General features: G+C 71.6%; 27 protein-coding genes. 13 read left to right on the top strand and 14 right to left on the bottom strand.

What is annotated here, in order from left to right:
- Positions 1-69: 69 nt before the first annotated feature.
- The 4 genes from FJQ56_RS16860 to FJQ56_RS16845 are packed head-to-tail and all read left to right on the top strand — an operon-like array spanning position 70 to position 2,469.
- Entirely contained in the window at positions 70-666 is a 597-nt protein-coding gene (locus FJQ56_RS16860; protein ID WP_140010764.1) for a ClpP family protease, read from the top strand.
- On the top strand, positions 663-1,268 hold the full coding sequence (locus FJQ56_RS16855) for a ClpP family protease (protein WP_140010763.1): 606 nt from the start codon (positions 663-665) through the stop codon (positions 1,266-1,268). Before FJQ56_RS16860 ends, FJQ56_RS16855 begins: the two co-directional genes overlap by 4 nt.
- Positions 1,269-1,288: 20 nt before the next feature.
- The gene (locus FJQ56_RS16850; protein WP_140010762.1) at positions 1,289-2,077 is read left to right on the top strand and encodes a maleylpyruvate isomerase family mycothiol-dependent enzyme; all 789 of its coding nucleotides are present in this window, start codon (positions 1,289-1,291) and stop codon (positions 2,075-2,077) included.
- Positions 2,077-2,469 (top strand): VOC family protein, encoded by a 393-nt coding sequence (locus tag FJQ56_RS16845; RefSeq protein ID WP_140010761.1) that lies wholly within the window; start codon positions 2,077-2,079, stop codon positions 2,467-2,469. Before FJQ56_RS16850 ends, FJQ56_RS16845 begins: the two co-directional genes overlap by 1 nt.
- On the opposite strand, the gene FJQ56_RS16840 is transcribed toward FJQ56_RS16845, so the two are convergent.
- Positions 2,466-2,807 carry a helix-turn-helix domain-containing protein gene (locus FJQ56_RS16840; protein ID WP_140010760.1) on the bottom strand — a complete coding sequence of 114 codons (342 nt, stop codon included), beginning with the start codon at positions 2,805-2,807 and terminating at the stop codon, positions 2,466-2,468. The genes FJQ56_RS16845 and FJQ56_RS16840 overlap by 4 nt on opposite strands.
- Positions 2,808-2,879: 72 nt before the next feature.
- On the opposite strand from FJQ56_RS16840, the gene FJQ56_RS16835 reads away from it, so the two are divergent.
- Positions 2,880-3,272 carry a VOC family protein gene (locus tag FJQ56_RS16835; RefSeq protein WP_140010759.1) on the top strand — a complete coding sequence of 131 codons (393 nt, stop codon included), beginning with the start codon at positions 2,880-2,882 and terminating at the stop codon, positions 3,270-3,272.
- An 8-nt stretch (positions 3,273-3,280) separates the two neighbouring features.
- Here the strand turns inward: FJQ56_RS16835 and FJQ56_RS16830 are convergent, their stop codons facing one another.
- Complete coding sequence (locus FJQ56_RS16830) at positions 3,281-4,186, bottom strand: SDR family oxidoreductase (protein ID WP_140010758.1); 906 nt, start codon at positions 4,184-4,186, stop codon at positions 3,281-3,283.
- Positions 4,187-4,295: 109 nt separating this feature from the next.
- On the opposite strand from FJQ56_RS16830, the gene FJQ56_RS16825 reads away from it, so the two are divergent.
- Positions 4,296-5,189, top strand: coding sequence for a LysR family transcriptional regulator (locus FJQ56_RS16825; RefSeq protein ID WP_211351136.1), 894 nt, complete (start codon positions 4,296-4,298; stop codon positions 5,187-5,189).
- 4 nt (positions 5,190-5,193) lie between these two features.
- Here the strand turns inward: FJQ56_RS16825 and FJQ56_RS16820 are convergent, their stop codons facing one another.
- The 3 genes from FJQ56_RS16820 to FJQ56_RS16810 are packed head-to-tail and all read right to left on the bottom strand — an operon-like array spanning position 5,194 to position 8,416.
- On the bottom strand, positions 5,194-6,357 hold the full coding sequence (locus FJQ56_RS16820; protein WP_140010756.1) for a thiolase domain-containing protein: 1,164 nt from the start codon (positions 6,355-6,357) through the stop codon (positions 5,194-5,196).
- Positions 6,357-7,430 (bottom strand): thiolase domain-containing protein, encoded by a 1,074-nt coding sequence (locus FJQ56_RS16815; RefSeq protein WP_140010755.1) that lies wholly within the window; start codon positions 7,428-7,430, stop codon positions 6,357-6,359. The genes FJQ56_RS16820 and FJQ56_RS16815 overlap by 1 nt, the downstream gene beginning before the upstream one ends.
- Positions 7,427-8,416: a Zn-ribbon domain-containing OB-fold protein gene (locus tag FJQ56_RS16810; RefSeq protein WP_140010754.1), complete on the bottom strand. Its 990-nt coding sequence runs from the start codon at positions 8,414-8,416 to the stop codon at positions 7,427-7,429. Before FJQ56_RS16810 ends, FJQ56_RS16815 begins: the two co-directional genes overlap by 4 nt.
- Before the next feature lie 68 nt (positions 8,417-8,484).
- Between FJQ56_RS16810 and FJQ56_RS16805 the strand changes: the two genes are divergently transcribed.
- Both FJQ56_RS16805 and FJQ56_RS16800 read left to right on the top strand, forming a co-directional pair.
- Positions 8,485-9,528 carry an LLM class F420-dependent oxidoreductase gene (locus FJQ56_RS16805; protein WP_140010753.1) on the top strand — a complete coding sequence of 348 codons (1,044 nt, stop codon included), beginning with the start codon at positions 8,485-8,487 and terminating at the stop codon, positions 9,526-9,528.
- 318 nt (positions 9,529-9,846) lie between these two features.
- The gene (locus FJQ56_RS16800; RefSeq protein ID WP_170215442.1) at positions 9,847-10,731 is read left to right on the top strand and encodes a response regulator; all 885 of its coding nucleotides are present in this window, start codon (positions 9,847-9,849) and stop codon (positions 10,729-10,731) included.
- Between the two features lie 31 nt (positions 10,732-10,762).
- Here FJQ56_RS16800 and budC read toward each other — a convergent pair whose 3' ends face one another.
- Entirely contained in the window at positions 10,763-11,533 is a 771-nt protein-coding gene (gene budC, locus FJQ56_RS16795) for a meso-2,3-butanediol dehydrogenase (RefSeq protein ID WP_140010751.1), read from the bottom strand.
- A gap of 112 nt (positions 11,534-11,645) precedes the next feature.
- Here budC and FJQ56_RS16790 point away from each other — a divergent pair, with 112 nt between their 5' ends.
- Positions 11,646-12,002 (top strand): YciI family protein, encoded by a 357-nt coding sequence (locus tag FJQ56_RS16790; protein ID WP_140010750.1) that lies wholly within the window; start codon positions 11,646-11,648, stop codon positions 12,000-12,002.
- Positions 12,003-12,007: 5 nt separating this feature from the next.
- Here the strand turns inward: FJQ56_RS16790 and FJQ56_RS16785 are convergent, their stop codons facing one another.
- Positions 12,008-12,742 carry an SDR family oxidoreductase gene (locus FJQ56_RS16785; RefSeq protein WP_140010749.1) on the bottom strand — a complete coding sequence of 245 codons (735 nt, stop codon included), beginning with the start codon at positions 12,740-12,742 and terminating at the stop codon, positions 12,008-12,010.
- An 83-nt stretch (positions 12,743-12,825) separates the two neighbouring features.
- Here FJQ56_RS16785 and FJQ56_RS16780 point away from each other — a divergent pair, with 83 nt between their 5' ends.
- Positions 12,826-13,362 (top strand): TetR/AcrR family transcriptional regulator, encoded by a 537-nt coding sequence (locus FJQ56_RS16780; protein ID WP_140010748.1) that lies wholly within the window; start codon positions 12,826-12,828, stop codon positions 13,360-13,362.
- 7 nt (positions 13,363-13,369) lie between these two features.
- Here FJQ56_RS16780 and yidC read toward each other — a convergent pair whose 3' ends face one another.
- Together yidC and FJQ56_RS16770 are read right to left on the bottom strand one after the other, a co-directional pair.
- Entirely contained in the window at positions 13,370-14,221 is an 852-nt protein-coding gene (yidC, locus tag FJQ56_RS16775) for a membrane protein insertase YidC (protein WP_140010747.1), read from the bottom strand.
- Positions 14,222-14,284: 63 nt separating this feature from the next.
- The gene (locus FJQ56_RS16770) at positions 14,285-14,587 is read right to left on the bottom strand and encodes a hypothetical protein (RefSeq protein WP_140010746.1); all 303 of its coding nucleotides are present in this window, start codon (positions 14,585-14,587) and stop codon (positions 14,285-14,287) included.
- A 75-nt stretch (positions 14,588-14,662) separates the two neighbouring features.
- On the opposite strand from FJQ56_RS16770, the gene fadD8 reads away from it, so the two are divergent.
- Entirely contained in the window at positions 14,663-16,267 is a 1,605-nt protein-coding gene (fadD8, locus tag FJQ56_RS16765) for a fatty-acid--CoA ligase FadD8 (protein ID WP_140010745.1), read from the top strand.
- Between the two features lie 3 nt (positions 16,268-16,270).
- Here fadD8 and FJQ56_RS16760 read toward each other — a convergent pair whose 3' ends face one another.
- The 5 genes from FJQ56_RS16760 to FJQ56_RS16740 all read right to left on the bottom strand — a co-directional run bounded on the left by FJQ56_RS16760 (position 16,271) and on the right by FJQ56_RS16740 (position 20,628).
- Positions 16,271-17,599 (bottom strand): HNH endonuclease, encoded by a 1,329-nt coding sequence (locus FJQ56_RS16760; protein ID WP_140010744.1) that lies wholly within the window; start codon positions 17,597-17,599, stop codon positions 16,271-16,273.
- A 219-nt stretch (positions 17,600-17,818) separates the two neighbouring features.
- Positions 17,819-18,457 (bottom strand): FMN-binding negative transcriptional regulator, encoded by a 639-nt coding sequence (locus FJQ56_RS16755; RefSeq protein ID WP_140010743.1) that lies wholly within the window; start codon positions 18,455-18,457, stop codon positions 17,819-17,821.
- A gap of 10 nt (positions 18,458-18,467) precedes the next feature.
- The gene (locus FJQ56_RS16750) at positions 18,468-19,166 is read right to left on the bottom strand and encodes a hypothetical protein (RefSeq protein ID WP_140010742.1); all 699 of its coding nucleotides are present in this window, start codon (positions 19,164-19,166) and stop codon (positions 18,468-18,470) included.
- Positions 19,166-19,768, bottom strand: coding sequence for a hypothetical protein (locus FJQ56_RS16745; RefSeq protein ID WP_140010741.1), 603 nt, complete (start codon positions 19,766-19,768; stop codon positions 19,166-19,168). The genes FJQ56_RS16750 and FJQ56_RS16745 overlap by 1 nt, the downstream gene beginning before the upstream one ends.
- 38 nt (positions 19,769-19,806) lie before the next feature.
- Complete coding sequence (locus tag FJQ56_RS16740) at positions 19,807-20,628, bottom strand: crotonase/enoyl-CoA hydratase family protein (RefSeq protein ID WP_140010740.1); 822 nt, start codon at positions 20,626-20,628, stop codon at positions 19,807-19,809.
- A 47-nt stretch (positions 20,629-20,675) separates the two neighbouring features.
- On the opposite strand from FJQ56_RS16740, the gene FJQ56_RS16735 reads away from it, so the two are divergent.
- Positions 20,676-22,379, top strand: a complete 1,704-nt coding sequence (locus FJQ56_RS16735; RefSeq protein WP_140010739.1) for an acyl-CoA synthetase — start codon at positions 20,676-20,678, stop codon at positions 22,377-22,379.
- On the top strand, positions 22,379-23,482 hold the full coding sequence (locus FJQ56_RS16730; RefSeq protein WP_140010738.1) for an NAD(P)H-dependent flavin oxidoreductase: 1,104 nt from the start codon (positions 22,379-22,381) through the stop codon (positions 23,480-23,482). Before FJQ56_RS16735 ends, FJQ56_RS16730 begins: the two co-directional genes overlap by 1 nt.
- Positions 23,483-23,486: the final 4 nt, after the last annotated feature.

Below are 23,486 nucleotides of genomic sequence, written 5' to 3'. Positions count from 1 at the left end.
CTGCTGCCAGCAGATCCGCCGGCGGCGGAAACCCTGGAGCACGACGGGAGCCGGACGCACGCTGGGGCCATGACCACGACCGGAAACCTCAGCGCGGCCGACCGGCTGCTGCACCAGCGCATCATCGTCCTGGGCCAGCAGGTCGACGACGACATTGCCAACAGGATCTGCGCCGAGCTGCTGCTGCTCTCGGCCGAGGACCCGCACCGCGACATCAGCCTCTACATCAACAGCCCGGGCGGCTCGGTCTCGGCCGGGTTGGCGATCTACGACACGATGCGGCTGATCCCCAACCACGTCGCCACGCTGGCCATGGGGCTGGCGGCGAGCATGGGCCAGTTCCTGCTGACCGCGGGGGAGCCGGGCAAGCGGTTCGCCCTGCCCAACAGCCGGATCCTGCTCCACCAGGGCTCGGCGGGGATCGGCGGCACGGCCGTCGACATCGAGATCCAGGCCGAGAACCTCGAGCACATGAAGAACGTGATGATGCAGATCACCGCCGAGCACACGGGCCAGCCGGTCGAGAAGGTCGAGCGCGACGCCCTGCGCGACCGGTGGTTCACCGCCGAGGAGGCGCGCGACTACGGGTTCGTCGACCACGTGCTCACCGAGGTCGCCTCGGTCGTGCCGTCCCGCCAGGGCATCGCGTTCGGACTGCCGGCATGAGCAGCTACACGATCCCCAGCGTCATCGAGAGGACCGCGCGCGGCGAGCGGGCGGTCGACATCTACAGCCGCCTGCTCACCGATCGCATCGTCTACGTCGGCACCGAGATCGACGACGGGGTCGCCAACGTCGTGATCGCCCAGCTGCTGCACCTGGAGTCCGACGCTCCGGAGCGTCCGATCAGCCTCTACCTCAACTCGCCGGGCGGCAGCGTCACCTCCGTGCTCGCGATCTACGACACCCTGCAGTTCATCCGCTGCCCGGTCGGTACGACGTGTGTCGGCCAGGTCGGCTCGGCGTCGGCCCTGCTCCTGGCGGCCGGCGAGCGGGGGAGCCGCACGCTCCTCCCGCACGCCCGGGTCGTCCTCGACCAGCCCGCCGGCGGTGGGCAGGGGTCCCTGCCCGACCTCGCCGTGCAGGCCAAGGAGATCGTCCGGCTGCGGGGAGCGATGGAGGACCTGCTCAGCCACCACACCGGCGTCGACGTCGACCGGCTGCGTCGTGACACCGACCGCGACCTGGTGCTCACTGCCCCGGCCGCGGTCGACTACGGCATCGCAGACGCGGTGCTCGAGAGCCGCAAGCTGGTCGCGGTGGGCTGACCGGTCGTTATGTTGGGGCCATGAGCCTCGTCGACCGCGTCATCGCCTCGTTGCGCCACCACCACGACCTGCTGGCCCGTCTCGTGCCGACCCTCGACGAGGCGGCGCTGACCAGCCAGAGCGCCGCCACCGAGTGGCGCGTCTGCGACGTGCTGTCCCACCTCGGCAGCGGCGCCGAGATCACGCTGCGGCCGCTGGCCGCGGCCGCCGCCGGGGAGCCGGCGCCCGAGCCGGCCAACCAGGAGGTCTGGGACCGGTGGAACGCGATGTCCCCGACCGAGCAGGCGACCGGGTTCGTCACCGCCGACGAGCGGGTCGTCGAGACCCTCGAGGCGCTCAGTCACGACGAGCGCGCCTCGCTGTCGGTCGACCTCGGCTTCCTGCCCGCCCCGGTACCGCTGCTGATGGCGGCGGGGATGCGCCTCAACGAGGTCGCCCTGCACACCTGGGACGTGCTCGCGGGTCTCGCCGGCCCCGAGGACCCCATCCCCCTCGACGAGGAGGCCGCCGAGGTGCTCCTCGAGCTCTACACCGGGCCGCTCGCGATGATGACCGGGTGGGCTGGCAGGCCCGCCGAGCTCGACGAGGTCACGGTCGTGGCCTTCGAGAACCACGGCCTGACGATCACCGAGGAGATCGCCCTGGTCGCCGAGCCGCCGGTCGCACCGACCGCGCACTTCACCGGGCCGACCGAGGCCGCCGTACGGCTGATCACCGGGCGGCTGCGGCCCGACACGACGCCCGAGGGCGTCGGCGTGACCGGCAACGTGACCCTCGACGACCTGCGCCGCGTCTTCCCGGGCTACTGATGGTGGGGCTGCGACTCTCGCTGGCGGCCGTCGTCGTCCGCGACTACGACGAGGCGATCCGCTTCTTCGTCGACGCGCTCGGGTTCGACCTCGTCGAGGACACCGACCGCGGCGAGGGCCGACGCTGGGTCGTCGTACGGCCGGCGGGCGCGGAGACCGGGCTGCTCCTGGCCCGCGCGGGCGACGACGAGCAGGCGCAGGTCGTCGGCCGGCAGACCGGCGGGCGGGTCGGGTTCTTCCTCGAGGTCGACGACTTCGACGCCCAGTGGGACCGGATGACGGCCGCGGGCGTGGAGTTCCTCGAGCAGCCGCGCTACGAGGCCTACGGCACCGTCGCGGTGTTCGTCGACGTGGCCGGCAACCGGTGGGACCTGCTCGGTCCTCCCCGTTAGCGCGCCAGGGCCATCGGGCCGGTCATGCGCCCCAGCTCGCGGGTGACGCGATGCGTCAGGTCGACCAGGCGGAGACCCAGCGCGCCGTGCACCGCTCCCAGCACCTCGGAGCTGGGCTCCTTGAGCCCCCGCTCGACCTCGGAGAGGTACTGGACCGAGATCCCCGCCGCTCCCGCCACGTCGGCCAGGGTGCGCTCCTGGGCCGTGCGCTCGGCGCGCAGCTGACGGCCGACGAGCTCGCGCCACAACGGGTCGGGCTCGCGCGTCGCCGGGCCGAGCCGGTGCTGCTTCGACGTCTGCTCCGACGGCTGTCTCGGGAACGCGAGGACCTCACCCATGCTCGGACCCTAGGCCCGAGGTGGGCCCGCTGCGAGGCTGTTCGCGACCGGCGAACGTCGTACGGTCGTCTCGTGAATGAGGAGACGCCCGACCGCTGGCAGCGTCGTGACTGGTGGGGCGTGGTGGTCGAGGCACCCGACCACCGGGCGGTCGGCCGGTTCTACGCCGCGCTGCGCGGCTGGGCGGTCCACCACGAGGACGACGGCGACTGCGTCCTCGACCTCGGTGAGGGCGTCGCCTACCTCGTCGTGCAGCGTGCCGACGAGGGCTACGAGCCGCCGGTCTGGCCGGCCGAGCCGGGGCGCCCGCGGATGATGCTGCACCTCGACTTCCAGGTCACCGACCTCGCCGCCGAGGTCGACCGGGCGGTCGGGCTGGGCGCGACGCTGGCCGCGTACCAGCCCCAGGACGACGTCCGGGTGCTGCTCGACCCGGCCGGGCACCCGTTCTGCCTCTACACCTGACCGGCTGCCTACACCTGGTCGTAGACGCCCGCGGCGATGTCCTCGAGCAGCGTGGGGCCGGTCGGCTCCCAGCCGAGGAGCTCGCGGGTCCGCGCGCTCGAGATCGGGTTGTCGGCCGCGGCGAAGCCGGCGATCCAGCCCAGGGTCCCGCCCGCGTCGGCCGGGTCGACGGACACCACGGGGACGCCGAGTCGCTCGCCGATCGCGGTGGCGATGTCGCGGAACGCGACCCCCTGCTCGGCCGCACCGTGCAGCCGCGTCCCGGCCGGGGCCGCCTCGAGGGCGAGCCGGAACAGGCGGGCCGCGTCAAGCCGGTGGACCGCTGGCCACACGTTGCTCCCGTCGCCGACGTACGCCGACCGACCGGACTCGCGGGCCGCTCGGACCAGCGTCGGCACGAAGCCGTGGTGGTCGCCGTCGCCGTGCACCGACGGGGCGAGCCGGACCACGCTGGAGCGCACGCCGTCGTCGGCGAACCCGACCGTGGCCCGCTCGACCAGGCCACGGCCCGCACCGGGCCCTTCCCCGACGGGGTCGTCGGCCTCGGTGGCCGTGCGGCCCAGGCCGGCGACCAGAGCGGTCCCGGAGGTGACGACCAGGGGGCGGTCGGTGCCGGCCAGCGCGGCGCCGAGCGCCTCGACGACCAGCAGGTCCGCCTTGGCCGAGTTGGCCATGTCGGTGAAGTCGTCGTGCTTGAACGCGAGGTGCGCGACCCCGTCGGCCTCGGCGGCCCCGGCGGCGATGCCCGCGGGGTCGTCGATGGTCCCGCGGTGCACGCGCACCCCGGCCCGCTCGAGGGCGGCGGCGCTGGTGTCGGACCGGGCCAGGCCGGTGACGGTGTGACCCGCGGCGAGCAGGTCGGTGGCGAGGGTCGATCCGATGAACCCGGATGCTCCGGTGAGGTAGATGTGCATGTCGTCGACGCTAGGGAGCGCGTGCCGCGGCCGGCAAAGACCTGTTCGTCAGCACGCGATGCAGATCAGGCATGACCCCAGGTCAGGGCGCCGTGGATACCGTGGGCGGGTGCCCGATCTCGACCTGCGCCTGGTCCGCTACTTCACCGCCGTGGCCGAGCACGGCCACTTCGGGCGCGCGGCCGAGGCCCTGCACGTCGCCCAGCCCTCCCTGAGCCGTCAGGTACGCCGCCTCGAGGACCTCGTGGGCGCCCGGCTCCTCGATCGCACCCCGCAGGGCAGCACCCTCACCGACGCCGGCCGGACGTTCCTGCCCCGCGCCGTCGCGCTGGTCCGGGCCGCCGACGAGGCGGTCGGCGAGGCCCGGGCGACGGGGCGTCAGCGACGGCTCGCCGTCGGCTGGGCCGGCGACCTCGTGGTCACCGACGTCGTGCGCGCCCTGCGCCGTGCGCACCCCGACGCCGAGGTCGCCACCCGCCACGTGGCCTGGGACGACGTGCGCCAGGCGCTGCTCGATCGCCGCGTCGACGTCGTCGTCGGGCGTGCGCCGTTCGCCGACGAGGGTCTCGACCTCGAGGTGCTCGGCGAGCAGCCGCGCGTGCTCGTCGTACCCCTCGACCACCCGCTGGCCGGCAAGGAGCAGGTGAGCCTCGACGACTTCGCCCACGAGCCCCTGGTGCGCTCGCTCGACCCGGTGCGCGACGCGTTCTGGCGCGTCGACCCGCGCCCCGACGGCACCCGGGCGCCCGACGGACCGCTGGCGGGGGAGCGCGAGGACAAGTTCGAGCTGGTCGCGGCCGGCGAGGCGCTGACGATGATGCCCGACCCGGGGCCCGACGTACGGCTGCGCGGCGACCTCACCACCGTGCCCGTCGAGGGTGTCGAACCGGTCCAGGTCGTGCTCGCGACGCGCGCGGGTCGGCGCAGTGAGCTCCTCGCTGCCTTCGTGACGCTCGCTCGGGAGCGGCTGCTCGACGCCCCGGTCGCCGACCGGGGCTGCTAGCCGGTCAGCTGGTCGGCTTGTCCGACCCGACGACCCACATCGCGAAGAACTGCGAGCCGCCGCCGTAGGCGTGGCCCAGCGCCTTGCGGGCGCCGTCGACCTGGTGCTCGCCGGCCAGGCCGCGCACCTGCAGCGCCGCCTCGCCGAAGCGGAGCATGCCGGAGGCGCCGATCGGGTTGGACGACAGCACGCCGCCCGAGGCGTTGACCGGGAGCCTGCCGTCGAGGGCGGTGCCGCCCGACTCGGTGAGCCTCCAGCCCTCGCCCTCGCCGGTGAAGCCGAGGGACTCCAGCCACATCGGCTCGAACCACGAGAACGGCACGTAGATCTCGGCCATGTCGATCTCGTCGATCGGTGAGGTGATGCCGGCCTGCTTCCACAGGGCCGCCGCCGCGTCGCGGGAGGCCTGGGGGTTGACCTGGTCGCGCTCGGCGGCCGACGTGGCCTCGGAGCGCATCACCGTGCCGTGGATCCAGGCCGGGTTGGGCGAGGACGCGGCGACGTCCTCGGAGGCGATGACCAGCGCACAGGCGCCGTCGGAGGACGGGCAGGTCTCGTCGTAGCGGATCGGGTCCCACAGCATCTGCGAGGCGAGGACCGACTCGACCGTGGTGCCCTCGTTGTGCAGGTGGGCGTAGGGGTTCTTCAGTGCGTTGGTGCGGTCCTTGGCGGCCACGATGGCCCCGATGTGGGTGGGCGCTCCCGAGCGCCGGATGTAGGAGCGCACGTGGGGGGCGAAGTAGCCGCCGGCGCCGGCGTGCACCGGCATGTTGAACGGCACGGGCACCGACAGCGCCCACATCGCGTTGGACTCCGACTGCTTCTCGTAGGCGACGGTCAGCACCTTGCGGTGGATGCCGGCCTGCACGAGCGAGGCGGCCACGATGGCCGTCGAGCCGCCGACCGACCCGGCGGTGTGCACCCGGATCAGCGGCTTGCCCGCGGCGCCGAGGGAGTCGGCCAGGAACAGCTCGGGCATCATCACGCCCTCGAACAGGTCGGGGGCCTTGCCGACGACGATCGCGTCGACCTCGTCGAGGGTGAGCCCGGCGTCCTCGAGGGCGCGGTCGATGGCCTCGCGACACAGCCCCGCCATCGAGACGTCGAGACGCTTGGCGCGGTGGTGGGTCTGGCCGATGCCGATCACGGCCGCCAGCTTCTTGCCCATCAGCTCGCCCCTTCCTGGTCGGTCGGGCTGGAGGACAGGGTCGCGAGGAGGTTCTGCTGCAGTGCCGGACCCGACGTCGCGTGGGCCAGGCCCTTGGTGACGTCGCCGGACCAGATCCGCCGGGCCACCTCGCCGACCCGGATGCCGCCGGCGGAGAACATCGGGTTGGAGACCAGTGCCCCGCCCGACGGGTTGATCGCCACGTCGTCGGCCAGCCCGAGCTCGCGGCGCAGCACGAGCTCCTGGTGGCTGAACGGCGCGTGCAGCTCGGCCACCTCGACGCCGTCGAGGTCGAGCGCCGCGGCCGAGCGCTGCACGGACGGCGCGCGGGTCAGGTCGCGGGTGCCCATGCCGATCGGGTCGATGTGGTGGCTCAGCCCGGTCAGCCAGGCCGGGTGGTCCCGCACCTCGCGCGCCTTGTCGCCGGCGGCCAGCACGATCGCGGCCGCGCCGTCGGTGACCGGCGCGCAGTCGTGCTTGCGCAACGGGTCGGCGTACATCGGGCGGGCGAGGAGCTCGTCGACCGACGAGCCGCCCCTGCGGATCGCGTAGTCGTTGGCCTCGGCGTCGCTCAGCGAGCGCTGGGCCACCTCGGCCATCGCCCGCTCGTCCCACAGTCCGGCGTCGATGCCCGCCCGGGCCTGCAACCCGGCGAGCGACACGGTGTCGGGCCAGATCGGCGTCATCGTGTACGGCTCGAGCTGGAGCGCGAGGGTACGCCGCAGCGTGCCGGCCGAGCTCTTGCCGAAGGCGTAGACCAGCGCGGTGTCGACCTCTCCGGTCTGGATCTTGACCCAGGCCTCGTACATCGCCCAGGCCAGGTCCATCTCGACGTGCGACTCGTTGACCGGCGGGATCACGCCGATGGCGTCGACGGCCTGCACGAACGAGAACGACCGGCCGGCGAGGTAGTCCGAGGAGCCCGAGCACCAGAAGCCCACGTCGTGGCGGGTCCAGCCGGTCTGCCCGTAGCACTCCTCGAACAGCGGGACCAGCAGCTCGACGCAGGTCGGCGACCCGTCGAACTCCTTCATCTGTCGCTGGGCGAAGCCCACGACCGCGACGTCTCTCACAGGTGCACCTTGTAGGTCTCGTAGGCGGCGTCGGGCTCGCCGGTCGGCGTGAAGTGGCTGATGTTCTCGATCGTCGTGCCCCATTCCTCCCGGGGTTTCCAGACGGCCTTGACCCGCAGACCCATGTGGACCTCCTCGGCGGGGATGTCGAGGATCAGGTGGAGGAAGGCGATGTCGGCGCCGTCGAGCAGGACGTAGGCCGACACGTAGGGCGGGGTGATCTTCTGGCCCAGGAACGGGACGTTGACGATGCAGAACGTCGTCACGGTGCCGGTCTCGGGCAGCTCGACCTCGTCGGTCGTCGGGCTGCCGTCGGTCGGGCACGCGCTGCGCGGCGGGATGTAGACCTTGTGGCAGGTGGGGCAGCGCTGGCCGAGCAGCCGGCCCTCGGCCAGGCCGCGGTAGAACGCCGACTCCTCGGGGCTGGCGGCGTAGAGGTAGTCGAGCTCGACGGGCGTGACCACGCCCGTGACGGGGTCGCCCGACGGCGGCTGAGGTGCGAGCGGAGCGAGCCTCGAAGCCCCGTCGCCGTCGTTGTCGTCGCCCCCGCCTGCGACCGGCTCATATCCCGCGATGTCGGTGATCGCGCCGACCCGCTCCTCGGCCCAGCGCACCCGCACCCGCATCCCGGTCGACACCTCGGCCGGCGAGGCCACGTCGAGCGCGTGGAGCAGCGGTACGTCGGCGCCGTCGAGGGTCACCAACGCCCAGGCGAACGGCCGGTCGAAGGGCTGCCCCTTGACCGGCTCGGGCACCCACACCCACGAGGTCACGGTGCCGGTGGAGGCGACCTCGACGAAGTCGGTGGTGGCGGCGTTGGTGACGGGGTCGTACTCGGGCGGCGGGACGACGACCCGGCCCTCCGACGTACGTGCTCCGACGACCACGCCGTCGCGGAGCCCGGTCAGGAAGCGGCCGAGGACCGGTCCCGTCGAGCGGGTGTAGTCGAACGCGACGGTCACCGGCGCGGACAGGGTGCGGGGCATGGGTCGAAACTAGAACACGTTCTAGGATCAAGGCAACAGGGACCCACCGGGGTGAGAGAGTGGCGACCATGAAACTGGGACTGCAGCTGGGCTACTGGGGCGCGCAGCCGCCCGCAGGTGTCGAGGACCTCGTCACGGCCGCCGAGGAGTCGGGCTTCGACGCCGTCTTCACCGCCGAGGCCTGGGGCTCCGACGCGTTCACGCCGCTGACGTGGTGGGGGCGGGGCACCTCACGAGTGCGGCTCGGGACCTCGATCGTGCAGATGTCCGGTCGCGCCCCGACGTCGATCGCGATGCACGCCCTGACCCTCGACCACCTCACCGGCGGCCGGTTCATCCTCGGCATGGGCGTCTCGGGACCCCAGGTCGTCGAGGGGTGGTACGGCCAGCCCTTCCAGAAGCCACTGGCCCGCACCCGCGAGGTCGTCGACATCATCCGCCAGGTGCTGGCCCGCGAGGCGCCGGTGACCAACGACGGCCCGCACTACCCGCTGCCGTACGCCGGCCCGGGCTCGGTCGGTCTCGGCAAGCCGCTCAAGCCGATCGTGCACCCGCTGCGCCCCGACGTCCCGATCTGGCTCGGCGCCGAGGGGCCCAAGAACGTCGCCCAGACCGCCGAGATCGCTGACGGCTGGATCCCCATCTTCTACACGCCGAAGTCGGCTGCGATGTACCAGCCGTGGCTCGACGAGGGCTTCGCACGACCGGGGGCCCGGCGTACCCGCGACGACTTCGAGATCGCCGCGACCTGCCACCTGCAGATCTGCGACACCCCCGAGGCCACCCAGCTGGTCGTCGACGCCCTGAGATCGTCGGTCGCGCTCTACATGGGCGGGATGGGCGCGGCCGAGGCCAACTTCCACAACCAGGTCTTCGTCCGGATGGGCTACGAGGCGCTGGCCGGCGAGGTCCAGAGGCTCTACCTCGACGGGCGCAAGGACGAGGCCACCGCGCTGATCCCCGACGACCTCGTCCACGACCTGCACATCATCGGCTCGGCCGCCGAGGTGCAGGACAAGGTCGCCGCCTGGGAGGACACCGGGGTGACCACGCTGCTGCTGTCGTTCCGCGGCGCCGACGAGCTGCGCAGGGTCGCCGAGCTGCTGGCCTGAACAGTTCGACTACTTGCTGCTCCGCTGCCTCGAAGGCCTATCGGCCCTCGAGGCCAGGCTGTCGCCGCGTGACTAGTTTTGCTACCGGGAACTGAGAACACCGCCAGCCATCTATTTGGTAGCAAATTTCTTGTAGCAGTGACACTGCTCCGACGCTCTGATTGAATTCTCCACGTGAGCGCGAAATCGAGAATTGGTCGACCGCCGGGGCGTACCAAGGTAGTCGCCGCTTTCGGCGTCGCGCTCGGGCTCGTAGTCGTTCCCGGGACGCTTGCGTCAGTAGCAGGCGGATCCTTGAGGATGGGACTAATATGGTTGATGTACGCGTTGGCATTTGGCGCTCTGTCGTGTCTCTTCGGCCTGATCTTCGGGGTGCCGCGTAGTCGTTCGGACTTTAGGGCTGAGAAATCCGAGCGCTTCTCCTCGAACTCCAACCTCGAGGACATCTCCGATTGGCTGACGAAGCTGCTTGTCGGAGCGGGCCTGGTTCAGATCGGGAGGGTGCCCGACGCCGCTTCTGCACTCGGCAACTATCTTGGTGCGGGGCTGAACACGCAGAACCCGCAGGCGTTTGCGCTGACTGCCGTCACCTTTGGCGTGGGCGCGGGCGCTGTGCTCAGCTACTTGTGGACTCGGCTCTACTTGCGCGTCCTGCTAGAAGGTAGCGAGGCTCGTGCTGCTGACGCATCACGAGCGGATAAGGCCTACGCGAGCCTGCGACTAACCTCCGGTAAAGAGTCGCCGTCGGACCTACGGCTTCTTGCCGACGCGGCAGCCGAATCGACAGAGTCGCACCGACAACCGTTCCTACCGATCCTGTGGGTCGACGACTTTCCACAGAACAACCACGCGTTGGTCCGAGCTCTGCGGGCGCTGGACATCGATGTTCACGCCGTGACTAGTACAAGTGCTGCGATCGCAGCGCTACGGCGCCGAAATTATGCTCTAGTCATCACCGATCTTGGACGCATAGAAGACGGTGTCGACAATCCGCGGGCGGGTCTTGATCTGCTACTTCGTATGCGCGAGCTTCCCATTGCGACACCCGTCATCGTTTTCGCCGGACCGCGAGCGGTCGCGATGGAGTCTGAGCTTCTGAACAGCGGAGCTCGCCTTGTGACGGAGACGCCGTCGGAAGTCTTCTCGGAAGCGGTTCGTTACGTAACGGGTCGAGCGGCGCCCGGAGGACCGTCCGTGCCGTAGGTCGTACACGCCGCGAGTGGGTGGTCTGGAATCAGTGCGCCTGGCCCGTCGAGGCCGACGTGCCGCCGTCGACGGCGAGGAACGCGCCGGTGATGTAGCCCGCGTCGGGGCTGGCCAGGAAGAGCACGGCGGGCGCCACGTCCTCGGGCCGACCCAGCCGTCCGAGCGCGACCCGGTTGATCGCGGGCCCGGCCACGTCGGGGTCGGCGGCGGCGTCGGCGGTGATCGGCGTGATCGTGAAGGCCGGCGCCACGGCGTTGAGCCGCACCCCGCGCGGGCCGTAGTCGAGGGCAAGGGACTGCACGAAGTTCATGATCGCCGCCTTGGTGGCGTTGTAGGCCGCCTGGCCCCAGTCGCCGCGCAGCCCCGAGACCGACCCGACCACGACGAGGTTGCCGCCGGACCTCTCCAGCTCGGGCAGCGTGTGCCGCGCGACGTTGACGAAGCCGTCGATGTTGGTCGAGCGGATCGCCTCCCAGCCGTCGAGGTCGAGCTCGTTGAACGCCCCGCTGGTGTAGGCCGCGGCGTTGTTGACCACGACGTCGACCGACCCGAACCGCTCGACCACCGCTGCGACCAGCGCCGCCACCGAGCCGTCCTGGCTGACGTCGGCCTCGACGGCCAGCGTCCGCTCGGCCGGGTGGGCGGCCAGGGCCTCGTCGAGCTTGTCGCGGCGACGCCCGCTGACGGCGACGTTGGCGCCGTTGGCCAGGAACGCCTCGGCGATGGCGCGGCCGATCCCGGTGCCCCCTCCGGTGACGAGGACGGTCTTGTCGGCGAAGTCGTAGCTGTTGGCGGTCATGGCGGGCCAACCTGGGTCCGGGGACGGACATTCCACGCGGCTGGGCCGGCCTGTCGATCTGTGGCCCTCCGGCGCGTCATCCTGATGACCGACCCGAACGAGAGGACCCCCGATGACCGACTACGTGATCCTGTTCCCCGCCGACCGCGAGGACGAGTGGGACCGCGCGACCGAGGCCGAGCGCCAAGCGATCTACGACACCGACGCCGAGTTCGGCCGCCTGCTCGAGGAGCGCGGTGGGCGGATCACCGGCGGTGCCGAGCTGGCCTCCGCGACGCGCGCCCACGTCGTACGCCGCGGCGCGGGGGAGCAGCCGGTCGTCACCGACGGTCCGTACGCCGAGTCGGCCGAGCAGCTGTCAGGCTTCTACCTGGTCTCGACCGACGACGAGGATGGGTTGCTCGAGGCCGCACGGGTGCTGGTGCGGAGCCATCCTGCTGTCGAGATCCGCGTCGTCGCGACGTCGTAGCCGGCTCAGCCCTGCGCGGTGGGCCGGATCGAGAGCTCGCCGACCTCGACCTCCCACGGCTGGTCCACGGCGTACTCGACGGCACCGGCGACCGCGTCGGGGTCGAGCGCGAAGGTCGCCATCCCGGTCGCCACCTGGGCTCGCAGCTCGGGGTCGGTGATCGAGTCGCCGAACTCGGTGCGGACGTAGCCCGGCGAGATCGCCGTGGTCTTGAGCGTCCCGTCGGTCGACTCCTGGCGCAGGCCCTCGAGGATCGTGCGGACCGCGTTCTTGGTGCCGGCGTAGACCGCCATCGTCGGCACGATCTTGAGTCCTGCCGTCGACACGATCGTCACGAAGTGACCCCGGCCCTGGCGTTCGAAGACCGGCAGCGCAGCGTCGATGCCGTGCAGCACACCGCGGATGTTGACGTCGATCATCGCGTCCCAGTCCGCCGTACGGCGCTGGTCCAGACGCGAGATCGGTCCGATCCCGGCGTTGGCGACGAGCACGTCGAGCCGGCCGAACCGCTCGACCGCGGTCGCGACGAGCCGCTCGAGGTCCGCAGGCCGGGTCACGTCCACGGTGACGACGGCGACCCGGGCACCGTCGGCCCGCAGCTCGGCGGCGAGCTCCTCGAGCCGGTCGGTGCGCCGGGCGCCGAGCACCACCGCCGCTCCGCGCCGGGCCAGCCGGCGCGCCGTGGCGGCGCCGATCCCGCTGCTCGCTCCGGTGATGGCGATGACCTGGTCGTTGAGCACTGCTAGCCTCCTGGGACTGCGGACATGTTGTCCGTTTCCATGAAAGCGGACAATGTGTCCGGATTCAAGTCGAGGGGAGCCAGATGGCCGAGCGCAGCGACGTGACCCGCAACCGGGCGGCGATCCTCGACGCCGCCCGCGCCTTGGTCGCGGAGCCGGGAGAGCTGCGTCTGAGCGCCGTGGCCAAGCGGGCCGGCGTCGGGCAGGGCACGCTCTACCGCCACTTCGCCGACCGGGACGAGCTGCTCCGCGCCCTCTACGAGCAGGAGATCGACACCCTGGTCGCCCTGGCCGCGACCCTGATCGAGGAGCACGAGCCGACGGAGGCACTGCGTCGTTGGTTCGCGCAGCTGGCGGCGTACGCCCGGGTCAAGGGCGGCGTCATCGCGGCTGTCGAGGACTCGGTGTGGGCCGACCTGTCGACACGGACGCACGGCAAGCTCGGACAGGCCCTGACCGGGTTGCTGGGCGCCGGCAGTGCCGCCGGGGTGCTGAGGGACGACGTCGACCCGCGCGACGTGATCCTGCTGTCCTGGTTCCTGGCCCACGTCGAGGCCGAGGAGTGGGAGGTCCGGGTGCCTCGGCTCCTCGACGTGCTGCTCGCCGGGCTGCTCCGCTAGTGCCGGGCTAGGCGAGCTCGTCGGTCGCCCGCGCCCGGGGCTCCCGCGCCGGGAGCCCGGCGTACGACGGGCCGTGCCGCTCGGCCGCAGGCGTCCCGGGCGTCGGGAACCAGCGCCACACCATCGCGCTCTGCGTGAAGGTCCAGATCGCGCCGCAGAGCCAGTAGAAGACCAGGGCGACCGGCACGACGTGGCCGGCGACCAGGATGCCGCCGGCCGACAGGAACGGGACCAGGCGCTGGGCGCTGGCCATGGCCTCGGGCATGTCGGCGACCGAGGTGTTGGGCATGACGAGGTAGCGCTGGGTGACGAAGCCGAGCGCGGCGGTGGCGGCGGCGAGGCCGAGCACGACGAGCACGTGTGCTCCGCCGTCGCCGAAGTAGCCGTGGTCGGTGAGGCCGACCCCGGCGAACCTCGCGCGCCCGAGTGCGTCGACCTGACCCGCGTCGAGCAGGCCGACCGCCTTGCCGTTGGCCGCGTTGCGGAGCAGGTGGTAGAGCGCGATCCAGATCGGGATCTGCACCAGCAGCGGCAGGCAGCCCAGGCGCGACATGCCGTGCTCCGCCGAGATCTCGCGCCGCGCCGCCATCTGGGCGCGGACGGCGTCGGGGTCGGTACGGCCCTTGTACTCCTGGGCCAGGGCCCGCAGGTGCGGTCGTGCCCGCGCGGCGGCGTGGGCGTTGCGGACGGTGTGGATCGTGAGCGGGAGCAGCGCCGAGCGGACGATGACGACCACCGCGGCGATCGAGAGGCACCAGGTGATGCCGGACGACTCGCCGGCGCCGAGCGCGGTCAGGCCGTCGTGGGCGCCGGCGACGACGGCGGCGAGGACGTGGGACAGGGGATCGAGGACGGACATGCAGGGGCTCCTGGGCGTGCGGTCGGGACAGGGAGGGTCGTCTGCGCGCGCCGGAGCGCGGCGTCAGACGGTCCCGGGAGCCCGGGGGCGCAGCGGGTGGTGCGTCGGGTCGGTGACCCGGGTGGTGAGCACGATCGGGGTCGAGCGTCGCGTGGCGAACCGCGCGGACGTCGTACGCGCGGCCAGGCCGGGGTGGCCGTGGGCGGCGCCGAGCAGAGCGGCGACCGCGACGGCCAGCAGGGCGCCCGCCAGGGTCGTGGTGCTGTCGACGCCGGCCAGCAGCGTCGGCAGCAGGAACGCGATCGCCGCCGCGGCCAGCGCGAGGACGCCGTCGCGCAGCCGCAGCCCGCCTCGCGTCTCGTCCATGCCGAGAGACTACGACGTGGCTCGATCGGCTGCTGCGTCCGTGACAGGAACTGCAACACGTTCTAGTCTCGGCCCATGTCCGACACCTCGGCCGACAACCACCTGCGCACGCCCACCCACAACGGCGACCTGATGGTCGCCGCACTCAAGCGGCACCGCGACAAGCCGGTGATCCACCTGGGTGACACCACGCTGACCGGCGGCCAGGTGGCGACCCGGATCAGCCAGTACGTCCAGGCCTTCGAGTCCCTCGGCGCCGGGGCCGGCACCGCCGGCGCGCTGCTCGCGCTCAACCGGCCCGAGGTGCTGTTCATCATCGGCGCCGGTCAGACGCAGGGCTACCGGCGTACGTCGCTGCACCCGCTCGGCAGTGCCGACGACCACGCCTACGTGATCAACGACGCCGGTATCTCGACGCTGACCATCGACCCCTACTTCGTCGAGCGCGCCCTGGCCCTGCTCGAGAAGTGTCCCGGGCTCACCGACGTGTTCACCATCGGGCCGGTGCCGCCCGAGCTCGAGGGACGCGCGGTCGACCTGGTCGCCAAGGCCGCGGAGTTCGAGCCGCAGCCGCTGACGGCCGCGACGCTCCCGGGCGACCACATCGTCTCGATCACCTACACCGGCGGCACGACCGGCAAGCCCAAGGGCGTCATCGGCACCTCGCAGGCGATGGCGACCATGACCCAGGTGATGCTCAGCGAGTGGGAGTGGCCCGAGGAGCCGCGGTTCCTCATGTGCACCCCGCTGTCCCACGCGGGTGCGGCGTTCTTCACGCCGACCGTCATCAAGGGCGGCTCGCTCTACGTCCTGCCCCGCTTCGACCCGGCCGAGGTGCTGCGCTCCATCGAGGAGCTGAGGATCACCGCCACCATGCTGGTGCCCTCGATGCTGTACGCGCTGATGGACCACCCCGACAGCCGCACGCGCGACCTGTCGAGCCTCGAGACGGTCTACTACGGCGCCTCGGCCATCAACCCGGTCCGCCTCCAGGAGGCCATCGACCGCTTCGGCCCGATCTTCGCCCAGTACTACGGCCAGTCCGAGGCCCCGATGGCCATCACCTACCTGGCCAAGAAGGACCACCTCACCGGCGGCGTCGCCCGGCTGTCGTCCTGCGGCCGACCGTCGGCCTTCGTGCGTACTGCGCTGCTCGGCGAGGACGGCCAGCCGGTCCCCGTCGGGGAGCCGGGGGAGATCTGCGTCTCCGGGGCGCTGCTCTCCGGCGGCTACTGGAACCTGCCCGACGAGACCGCCGAGACCTATCGGGCCGACGGCTGGATGCACACCGGCGACGTGGCCCGCGAGGACGAGGACGGCTTCTGGTACATCGTCGACCGCACCAAGGACATGATCGTCACCGGCGGCTTCAACGTCTTTCCGCGCGAGGTCGAGGACGTCGTCGCCGAGCACCCCGCGATCGCCCAGGTGGGCGTCATCGGCACCCCGCACGAGAAGTTCGGCGAGGCGGTCACCGCCATCGTGGTGCTGCGCGAGGGACACACGCTCTCCGAGGACGTCGTGTCCGAGATCCAGGAGATGGTCAAGGAGCGCAAGGGGTCGGTGCAGGTGCCCAAGCAGATCATCGCCACCGAGGTCCTGCCGCTGACCGGCCTGGGCAAGCCCGACAAGAAGGCGCTGCGCGCGCAGTACTGGACGGGGGAGCGGTCGGTCGGCTGACGGTCAGGCTGCGAGCAGCTCGCCGAGCAACCGCTCGCCGACGGACCCCACGTCCGGTGGCCGGGCCGGTCGTGGCGGCATTGGAGCCACCGAGACGTAGTGGTGCCCCGTCGGGGTGAACGTGTCGACCCGGTGCCGGCCGCTCGCGTCGTCGACCACCAGCTGACGCCAGTCTGGCGCCTGCTTGGCGTAGTCGCAGGCCTCGCAGAGTCCTTGGGTGTTGGAGTCCGAGGTCGGTCCGCCCCGTGCTGCCGGCCGGACGTGGTCGTCATGGCGGATCGGGGCGTCGCACCACGGCGTGCGACAGATGCCCTGGTCGCGGATGCGCAGGAACGTCGAGAGACCGGTGCCGGTCAGGCGCTGGGTGGTGCTGAGGGCGACGAGCCGGCCGCTGGGGTCGGCGTAGAAGCGGCGGACCCACGCGGCACCGAGGTCGACGGCATGGGCGACGAGATGGCGGGCGATCTCGGCAGGTACGTCGCCATGGCCGGGCACGAGTGCCGGCTCGGTGCCGCCGCCGACGAGGCTGGTGTCGGACAGCACGAGGTCGACCTGCACCGGGGTGTCGTCGGCGGACGCCTGGCCGGTCACTCGCTCGACGAGCACGTCGGCCATCACCTGGCTGCGGGTGCGTCCGAGCGGGTCGCCCGCTCCGACGACCTGGTCGGCGGTGCGCTTGAGCGCGGCGTACGTCGCGACACCCTGCACGAGCGGTACCAGGGCCGTGACGTAGACCATCCCGTCGGGGGCGGGCCGGGTCGACACGTGGCGCTCTCCCACCGCGCGCCGGTTGCGGCGTACGGCGCCCGCGGGGTCGAGTCGCTGGGCGGCGCGCCGCGCCATGCCGTCCAGACGTCGAGTGCCGACGCCCCACAGCGTCGCCGGGTCGCCGCACAGCTCGGCGTCGACCGCGGCCCGGTGCTCCGGGTCGAGACCCGACGTCGCGGTCACGACGACCTGGGCACGGTATTCGCTCAGGCGCCCCTCGCGTAGGGCTGCGAACGTGTGGGGGAGCTCGGCCAGGAGGTCCTTGGCCATGCCGAGCAGGACCTGGCCCCGGTGGGGCGACTCCCGGCGGGCGAGCGCGACCTGAGCGCCCACCCCGCGACCCTGTCGCGAGGGTCCGACGCCGACGGCCGACTGCTGCGCCCTCTGGGACGCATCGAATGCGACCGCGGTCGCGGCCTGGACGGCGCAGGCGGCGGCCTTGAGGTCCTCCAAGGCCCTGAGGATCTCGACCCGCTCGACGTCGGCCTCCTTGGTGCGGTGGGAGGTGTCGTCGGCAGCGAGGAGCAGACGACGGAAGTCGTCGATCGCGGCCGAGAGTTGCATGCTCCGATTCTATTCGAACGCACGCTCGACTTCAACGTCCTCCTTGAGCCTGTGGATGGGGCCGTCGTGCCGCCTCGTGAGTCCGTGCTGGCGTTCGCGGCCGTACCGACGCGGGACGCCGACCTGCGCGATCTCATCGACCGGGTCCGCGTCCACCGCCCTGATCTCCGGGTCGAAGACTCTCTCCTGAGGGTCGGGCGCGGCAGCGCGGCGTACCCGTCAGTCCTCCGAGACGCCGTGGAGAGATGCGGCCATCGCCTCGGCCACTGCCAGGTCGCCCGACCGGCCGTCGGCACGCAGACCCTCGACCACGCCCTCACGGTCGGCGACCGAGCGGTTCTGGCTGAGCTTGGCCTTGCCCTCCACGCCGGTGACCGTCAGCTCGATGCCGACGATCCCGCGCAGCTGCCCTTCGATGAATGGATCGGGAGCGTCGTCGACCTGCCAGGGCTGGTCCCGCGGGGCCTCGTGCTCGTCGGTCAGGCTCGTCACCGCGCTGCGCAACCACGCCGGCTCGTGATGCACCCGAGCCGTGCCCGTGAGGTGGACGGCGCTGTAGTTCCACGTGGGCACCACCTTGCCGTGCTCGGCCTTGGCGGCGTACCAGCTGGGCGAGACGTAGGCGTCGGGGCCCGTCACGATGAGCAACGCGGGTGAGTCGTCCTCGATCTCACGCCAGTGGGGGTTGGCCTTCGCGAGGTGGGCGACCACGGTGTCGGCGTGCCACACGAGGGGCAGGAAGGAGGCCGCCGGGGCCTCACCGGCGCGGCTCGTCACGAGCCAACCGACGCGTACGCCGGCGACGAGCCCGCGCAGCTCGGCCTCGTCGTCGGTGCGGTTGAACGGTGGTGTGTACACGGGTCCGATGCTAGGACTCGCCGCCTCGCAGCCGGTCCCAGACCCCCGGCGGCACACGGTCGAGGATCGCCTTCATCGACGCCAGGACCGCGTCGATCTCGGCAGGGGTGTGCTGCCCCCGCCGGAACATCACGAGCGAGTCGCCCTGCAGTCGCCAGGCACGGTCCTGGTAGGCCGAGAGCATCGCGCGCAGGTCGGGGGTCAGGACGTCGTGGGCCAGCTCGGGACTGTCGGTCCGCACGTGGAAGCGGTCGTCGAAGACGGGGTCGCCGAGCACGAGGTCGCTGCCGAAGAGGTTGCTGAAGAACTTGCCCAGGCCGCGGTACTCCGCCACCTGAAGCGGGGGGACGGGGTGGGCCAGCTCGCCGAGGTGCATCGTCATCACCGAGAAGCGGTAGGTGCTGGAGTCGTCGCCCGAGCCCGTCGTGTAGCGGTAGTCGAAGGCCAGGAACGCCCGACCCTCGTACCAGCCCTCCACGACGTTGCTCGCGCTCCGGCTGTGGCCGTGGCCGAACGGGTCGCCGGGGAACCGGTTCTCGAGCCCGGTGCCCGACGGGCTGAACCGCCACTCGCGCCGGGCGGCGTACGACGCCATGCTGTCGAGCCGACGCTGCCTGGCCCGCGAGGAGGCGACCACCAGGGCGACGATCGCTGCGACGAAGGCCAGGGGGACCAGCACGCACACCGCCCCGAGCAGGAGCGCGAGCATCAGTCGAGCTCGTCCCACAGGTCGTCGGTGGTGTCGACGACCAGGTCGGTGTCGCCGGTCGCGGCGCGGACCTGGAGCGTCAGGTCGCCGGAGCGCCGCTGGCAGAGGACGGCATCGGGCTCGGCCTCGTCGGGCTCGTAGTCCGAGCCCGCCCGTGGGGGCTGGCTGCGCAGCAGGAGGCACTCGACGTCGCCCTCGGTGGTCCGCTCGACGGTCGGGAGGGCGAAGCCCTGACGCTCGGGGTCGGCGAAGCCGTTCTGCGGCAGCAGCGGGCCCGCGTCGGCGCGCACGGCCGTGGCCGTGACGAACAGGCGCAGCTCGTCGTCGGTGTAGACCCGGGTGTCGACCGCAGCCCCGTCGAAGACGTCGGCGTAGGCGTCGCTGTTGTAGTCGGCCGCCGATCGCGCACCCTCGATGGCCTTCGACGAGTCCTTGTCGTCCGGGTACGCCGCGGCGACGTCGGTGGCGACCAGGTCTCCGACCCGCTCGGGCAGCGCGACCTCGTCGCCGTCGTACGGACCCAGGACGAGGAGCAGGCCGATGGCGACGGCGACGACCGCCACGGAGGAGACCACACCGATGACGACGTTGCGAGAGCGCATGGTCCGACAGTCTCCCGTCTCCCGCCTGCGGAAACAGGTCAGCGGCCCCGGAACTCCGGCTTGCGCTTCTCGAGGAACGCCCGCGGGCCCTCCTTGGCGTCCTCGGAGGAGAAAACCGCGGCCCCGACGCGCGCGTCGTCGGCCCAGCAGTCCTCCTCGTGCCTGCCCTCGGAGTCACGCATCGTCCGGAGGATCGCCTGGACGGCGAGGGGTCCGTTGGCGCAGATCGCGTCGGCGATCTCGTGGGCCTTGGCCAGCGCCTCGCCGTCGGGGACGACATGGCCGATCAGGCCGATCTCCTTGGCCTCGGGGGCGAGCAGGGTGCGTCCGGTCAGGAGCAGCTCGGCGGCCACCGTGTAGGGGATCTGGCGGGGGAGGCGGACCGCGGAGCCGCCCATCGGGTAGAGCGACCACCGTGCCTCGGCGACCCCGAACCTCGCCGACTCGCCCGCGACCCGGATGTCGGCGCCCTGCAGGATCTCGGTACCGCCGGCGATCGCCGGCCCCTCGACGGCGGCGACGAGCGGTTTGGTGAGCCGGAACCCCTTGAGCAGGCCCTTGATGACGCTCGGGTCGAACTCTCCGGACTCGAAGCTCTCCGACGGCGGCTTCGCGTCGGCCGTCTTGAGGTCCATCCCGGCACAGAAGTAGCCACCGGCGCCGGTGAGGATGCAGACCCGGATCTCGGGGTCGTCGTTCACCCGGTCCCACGCCTCCTCCATGATCCGCAGCATCTCGCTGGACAGGGCGTTGCGGCGCTCGGGACGGTTCATCGTGACGACGAGCTTGTGCCCGTCCTGCTCCACGAGGCAGTCCGCGGTGGTGCGCTCGGGGGCCCGGTCGGCGGGGGTGGTGGTCATGGCGCGGACGGTAGCGAAAAAGTGGAACGTGTTCTAGTCTCGCGCTCGTGGCCAAGAACATCGCAGACCTGTTCGAGCACGCCGTGGACGCCGTCCCGGACAACCCCGCGGTCAAGCTGGGCGACGAGGTGGCGACGTACGCCGACCTCGAGCGCGACGCCAACAGGCTGGCCCACTACCTGCTCGCCCAGGGGGTCACGGCCGGCGACCACGTGGCGGTCTACGCCAAGAACAGCATCGAGCACGTCGTCGCGGTCCTGGCCGTGGTCAAGATCCGCGCGGTCAACATCAACGTCAACTACCGCTACGTCGAGGGCGAGCTCAACTACCTCTTCGACAACGCCGACGTCGTCGCGCTGATCCACGAGCGCACCTACGCCCCCCTCGTCGCGGCCACTGCACCGAACCACCCGCGCCTGAAGACCTTCGTCGTCCTGCCCGACGCCGAGTCGTCGGACGGGGAGCCCGACCGCGACGCCGACATCGCGTCGTACGGCGGGGTCACCTACGCCGAGGCGATCGAGGGTCGGAGCGACGCGCGCGACTTCGGGGAGCGCAGCGCCGACGACCTCCACATCATCTACACCGGCGGCACCACCGGCTTCCCCAAGGGCGTGATGTGGCGCCACGAGGACTTCTGGAGGGTCCTCGGCGGCGGCATCGACTTCTACACCGGCGTCCCGCTGGAGGAGCACGACCAGGCCCAGCAGGCGACCGAGCCGCGGCTGGTCACCTTCCCGATGAGCCCACTGATGCACGGCGGCGCCCAGGCCAGCCTGCTGATGCACCTCTTCGCCGGCCACCTCACGGTGCTCGAGCCGAGGTTCGACCCCCAGCGCGTGTGGGAGGTCGTCGAGCGCGACAAGGTGCAGATGCTCTTCATGACCGGCGACGCGATGGCCCGTCCCCTCATCGAGGAGTACGAGAGCCGGCTCGGGTCGGACCGGCCCTACGACGCCAGCAGCCTGTTCGTCATCAGCAGCAGCGCCGCGATCTTCAGCCCCCAGGTCAAGCGCCGCTGGATGGCGGCCTTCCCCGACGGCATCTTCACCGACTCGGTCGGCGCCTCCGAGACGGGCTTCCAGGGCATGGGGATGCAGGACAAGGACAACATCAGCAGCGACGGCCCGGTCATCGGCCTGGGCCCCAACAGCGTCGTGCTTGACGACGACAACAGGCCGATGGACCTGACCACCAACGTCGGCAAGGTCGGCCGCCTCGGACGCGGTGGGTCGGTGCCGATGGGCTACTACAAGGACCCGGTGAAGTCGGCGCAGACCTTCCTCGAGGTCGACGGCGAGCGCTACTCGGTACCCGGCGACTTCGCCCGGATCGAGGAGGACGGCAGGGTCACGCTGCTGGGTCGCGGCTCCAACTGCATCAACACCGGTGGCGAGAAGGTCTATCCCGAGGAGGTCGAGATGGCCATCAAGTCGCACCCGGGCGTCTACGACTGCCTGGTGGTGGGGCTGCCCGACGACACCTACGGACAGACGGTCGCGGCCGTCGTCCAGGCCCGCGAGGGCCACGACGTCGGGCTCGACGACCTCCGCGCCTTCCTGCGCACCTCGCTGTCGGGCTACAAGCTGCCGCGCCTGCTGACGCTCGTGCCCGAGATCCCGCGCAATGCCACGGGCAAGGCGCAGTACCCCAAGGCCAAGGAGCTCGCCCTCGCCGCCACCGCCACCGGCACTGCCGCCACCGCCACCGGCACTGCCGCCGCCGGTACGAGCCAGGGAGCCCGGGCCTGATGCGTACGCCGATCTGCGACGAGTTCGGGATCGACTACCCGATCTTCGCCTTCACCCCGTCCGAGCACGTGGCGGCCGCCGTGTCGCGCGCCGGTGGCCTCGGGGTGCTGGGCTGCGTGCGGTTCAACGACACCGAGGAGCTCGAGCGGGTCCTGACCTGGCTCGACGACAACACCGACGGCAAGCCCTACGGCGTCGACATCGTGATGCCGATGAAGATCCCCACCGAGGGCACCTCGACCGACCTGTCGGCCTACATCCCCGAGGAGCACAAGAGGTTCGTCGACGAGACGCTGCTCAAGCTCGGGGTCCCCCCGCTGCCCGAGGGCGAGGGGCGCGACGGGGTGCTCGGCTGGCTGCACTCGGTGGCCCGCTCCCACCTCGACGTCGCGCTGCAGCACCGCCCCGTGTTCATCGCCAACGCCCTCGGCTCACCGCCCAAGGACGTCATCGACAAGTGTCACGAGCACGGCATCAAGATCGGTGCACTCGCCGGCGCCGCCAAGCACGCGCTCAACCACGTCGCCAACGGCGTCGACATCATCATCGCCCAGGGCTACGAGGCCGGCGGCCACACCGGCGAGGTCGCCTCGATGGTGCTGACGCCCGACGTCGTCGACGCCGTCGGGCCCGACGTGCCCGTGCTCGGCGCGGGTGGCATCGGCTCCGGCCGCCAGATCGCCGCGTCGCTGGCGCTCGGCGCCGCCGGGGTGTGGATGGGGTCGGTCTGGCTCGGCACCGAGGAGTACCGCCAGATGGGCGCCGGCAACAGCGCTGCGTGGGAGACCGCGTTCACCCGGGCCACGTCGTCCGACACCGTGCGCACCCGGGTCTACACCGGCAAGCCCGCGCGCCTGCTCAAGACGAAGTGGACCGAGGCCTGGGCCGAGGAGGGCGCGCCCGCGCCGCTGCCGATGCCCCTGCAGAACCTCCTGGTGGCCAACGCCCACAACCGGATCTCCGCGGCCAACGACCCCGACGTCATCTCGATGCCGATCGGCCAGGTCGTGGGCCGGATGAACGAGGTCCGTCCCGTCGCCGACGTGATCGCCGACCTGGTCCGTGAGTTCGACGAGACCGTCAGCCGGCTCGACGCGTACTGATTCG

The organism is Nocardioides plantarum (genome assembly GCF_006346395.1).
GTDB classification, from domain to species: Bacteria; Actinomycetota; Actinomycetes; order Propionibacteriales; family Nocardioidaceae; genus Nocardioides; species Nocardioides plantarum.
The sequence above is the reverse complement of the archived record's forward strand: the minus strand, read 5'-3'. Positions and strand labels throughout refer to the sequence as shown.

Bases quoted from the DNA above. Each gene is read 5' to 3' on its own strand.
- FJQ56_RS16860 (WP_140010764.1), top strand. From the start codon at position 70: ATGACCACGACCGGAAACCTCAGCGCGGCCGACCGGCTGCTGCACCAG.
- FJQ56_RS16855 (WP_140010763.1), top strand. From the start codon at position 663: ATGAGCAGCTACACGATCCCCAGCGTCATCGAGAGGACCGCGCGCGGC.
- FJQ56_RS16850 (WP_140010762.1), top strand. From the start codon at position 1,289: ATGAGCCTCGTCGACCGCGTCATCGCCTCGTTGCGCCACCACCACGAC.
- FJQ56_RS16845 (WP_140010761.1), top strand. From the start codon at position 2,077: ATGGTGGGGCTGCGACTCTCGCTGGCGGCCGTCGTCGTCCGCGACTAC.
- FJQ56_RS16840 (WP_140010760.1), bottom strand. From the start codon at position 2,807: ATGGGTGAGGTCCTCGCGTTCCCGAGACAGCCGTCGGAGCAGACGTCG.
- FJQ56_RS16830 (WP_140010758.1), bottom strand. From the start codon at position 4,186: ATGCACATCTACCTCACCGGAGCATCCGGGTTCATCGGATCGACCCTC.
- FJQ56_RS16820 (WP_140010756.1), bottom strand. From the start codon at position 6,357: ATGGGCAAGAAGCTGGCGGCCGTGATCGGCATCGGCCAGACCCACCAC.
- FJQ56_RS16810 (WP_140010754.1), bottom strand. From the start codon at position 8,416: ATGCCCCGCACCCTGTCCGCGCCGGTGACCGTCGCGTTCGACTACACC.
- FJQ56_RS16805 (WP_140010753.1), top strand. From the start codon at position 8,485: ATGAAACTGGGACTGCAGCTGGGCTACTGGGGCGCGCAGCCGCCCGCA.
- FJQ56_RS16800 (WP_170215442.1), top strand. From the start codon at position 9,847: ATGTACGCGTTGGCATTTGGCGCTCTGTCGTGTCTCTTCGGCCTGATC.
- budC (WP_140010751.1), bottom strand. From the start codon at position 11,533: ATGACCGCCAACAGCTACGACTTCGCCGACAAGACCGTCCTCGTCACC.
- FJQ56_RS16790 (WP_140010750.1), top strand. From the start codon at position 11,646: ATGACCGACTACGTGATCCTGTTCCCCGCCGACCGCGAGGACGAGTGG.
- FJQ56_RS16780 (WP_140010748.1), top strand. From the start codon at position 12,826: ATGGCCGAGCGCAGCGACGTGACCCGCAACCGGGCGGCGATCCTCGAC.
- yidC (WP_140010747.1), bottom strand. From the start codon at position 14,221: ATGTCCGTCCTCGATCCCCTGTCCCACGTCCTCGCCGCCGTCGTCGCC.
- FJQ56_RS16770 (WP_140010746.1), bottom strand. From the start codon at position 14,587: ATGGACGAGACGCGAGGCGGGCTGCGGCTGCGCGACGGCGTCCTCGCG.
- fadD8 (WP_140010745.1), top strand. From the start codon at position 14,663: ATGTCCGACACCTCGGCCGACAACCACCTGCGCACGCCCACCCACAAC.
- FJQ56_RS16760 (WP_140010744.1), bottom strand. From the start codon at position 17,599: ATGCAACTCTCGGCCGCGATCGACGACTTCCGTCGTCTGCTCCTCGCT.
- FJQ56_RS16750 (WP_140010742.1), bottom strand. From the start codon at position 19,166: ATGCTCGCGCTCCTGCTCGGGGCGGTGTGCGTGCTGGTCCCCCTGGCC.
- FJQ56_RS16745 (WP_140010741.1), bottom strand. From the start codon at position 19,768: ATGCGCTCTCGCAACGTCGTCATCGGTGTGGTCTCCTCCGTGGCGGTC.
- FJQ56_RS16740 (WP_140010740.1), bottom strand. From the start codon at position 20,628: ATGACCACCACCCCCGCCGACCGGGCCCCCGAGCGCACCACCGCGGAC.
- FJQ56_RS16730 (WP_140010738.1), top strand. From the start codon at position 22,379: ATGCGTACGCCGATCTGCGACGAGTTCGGGATCGACTACCCGATCTTC.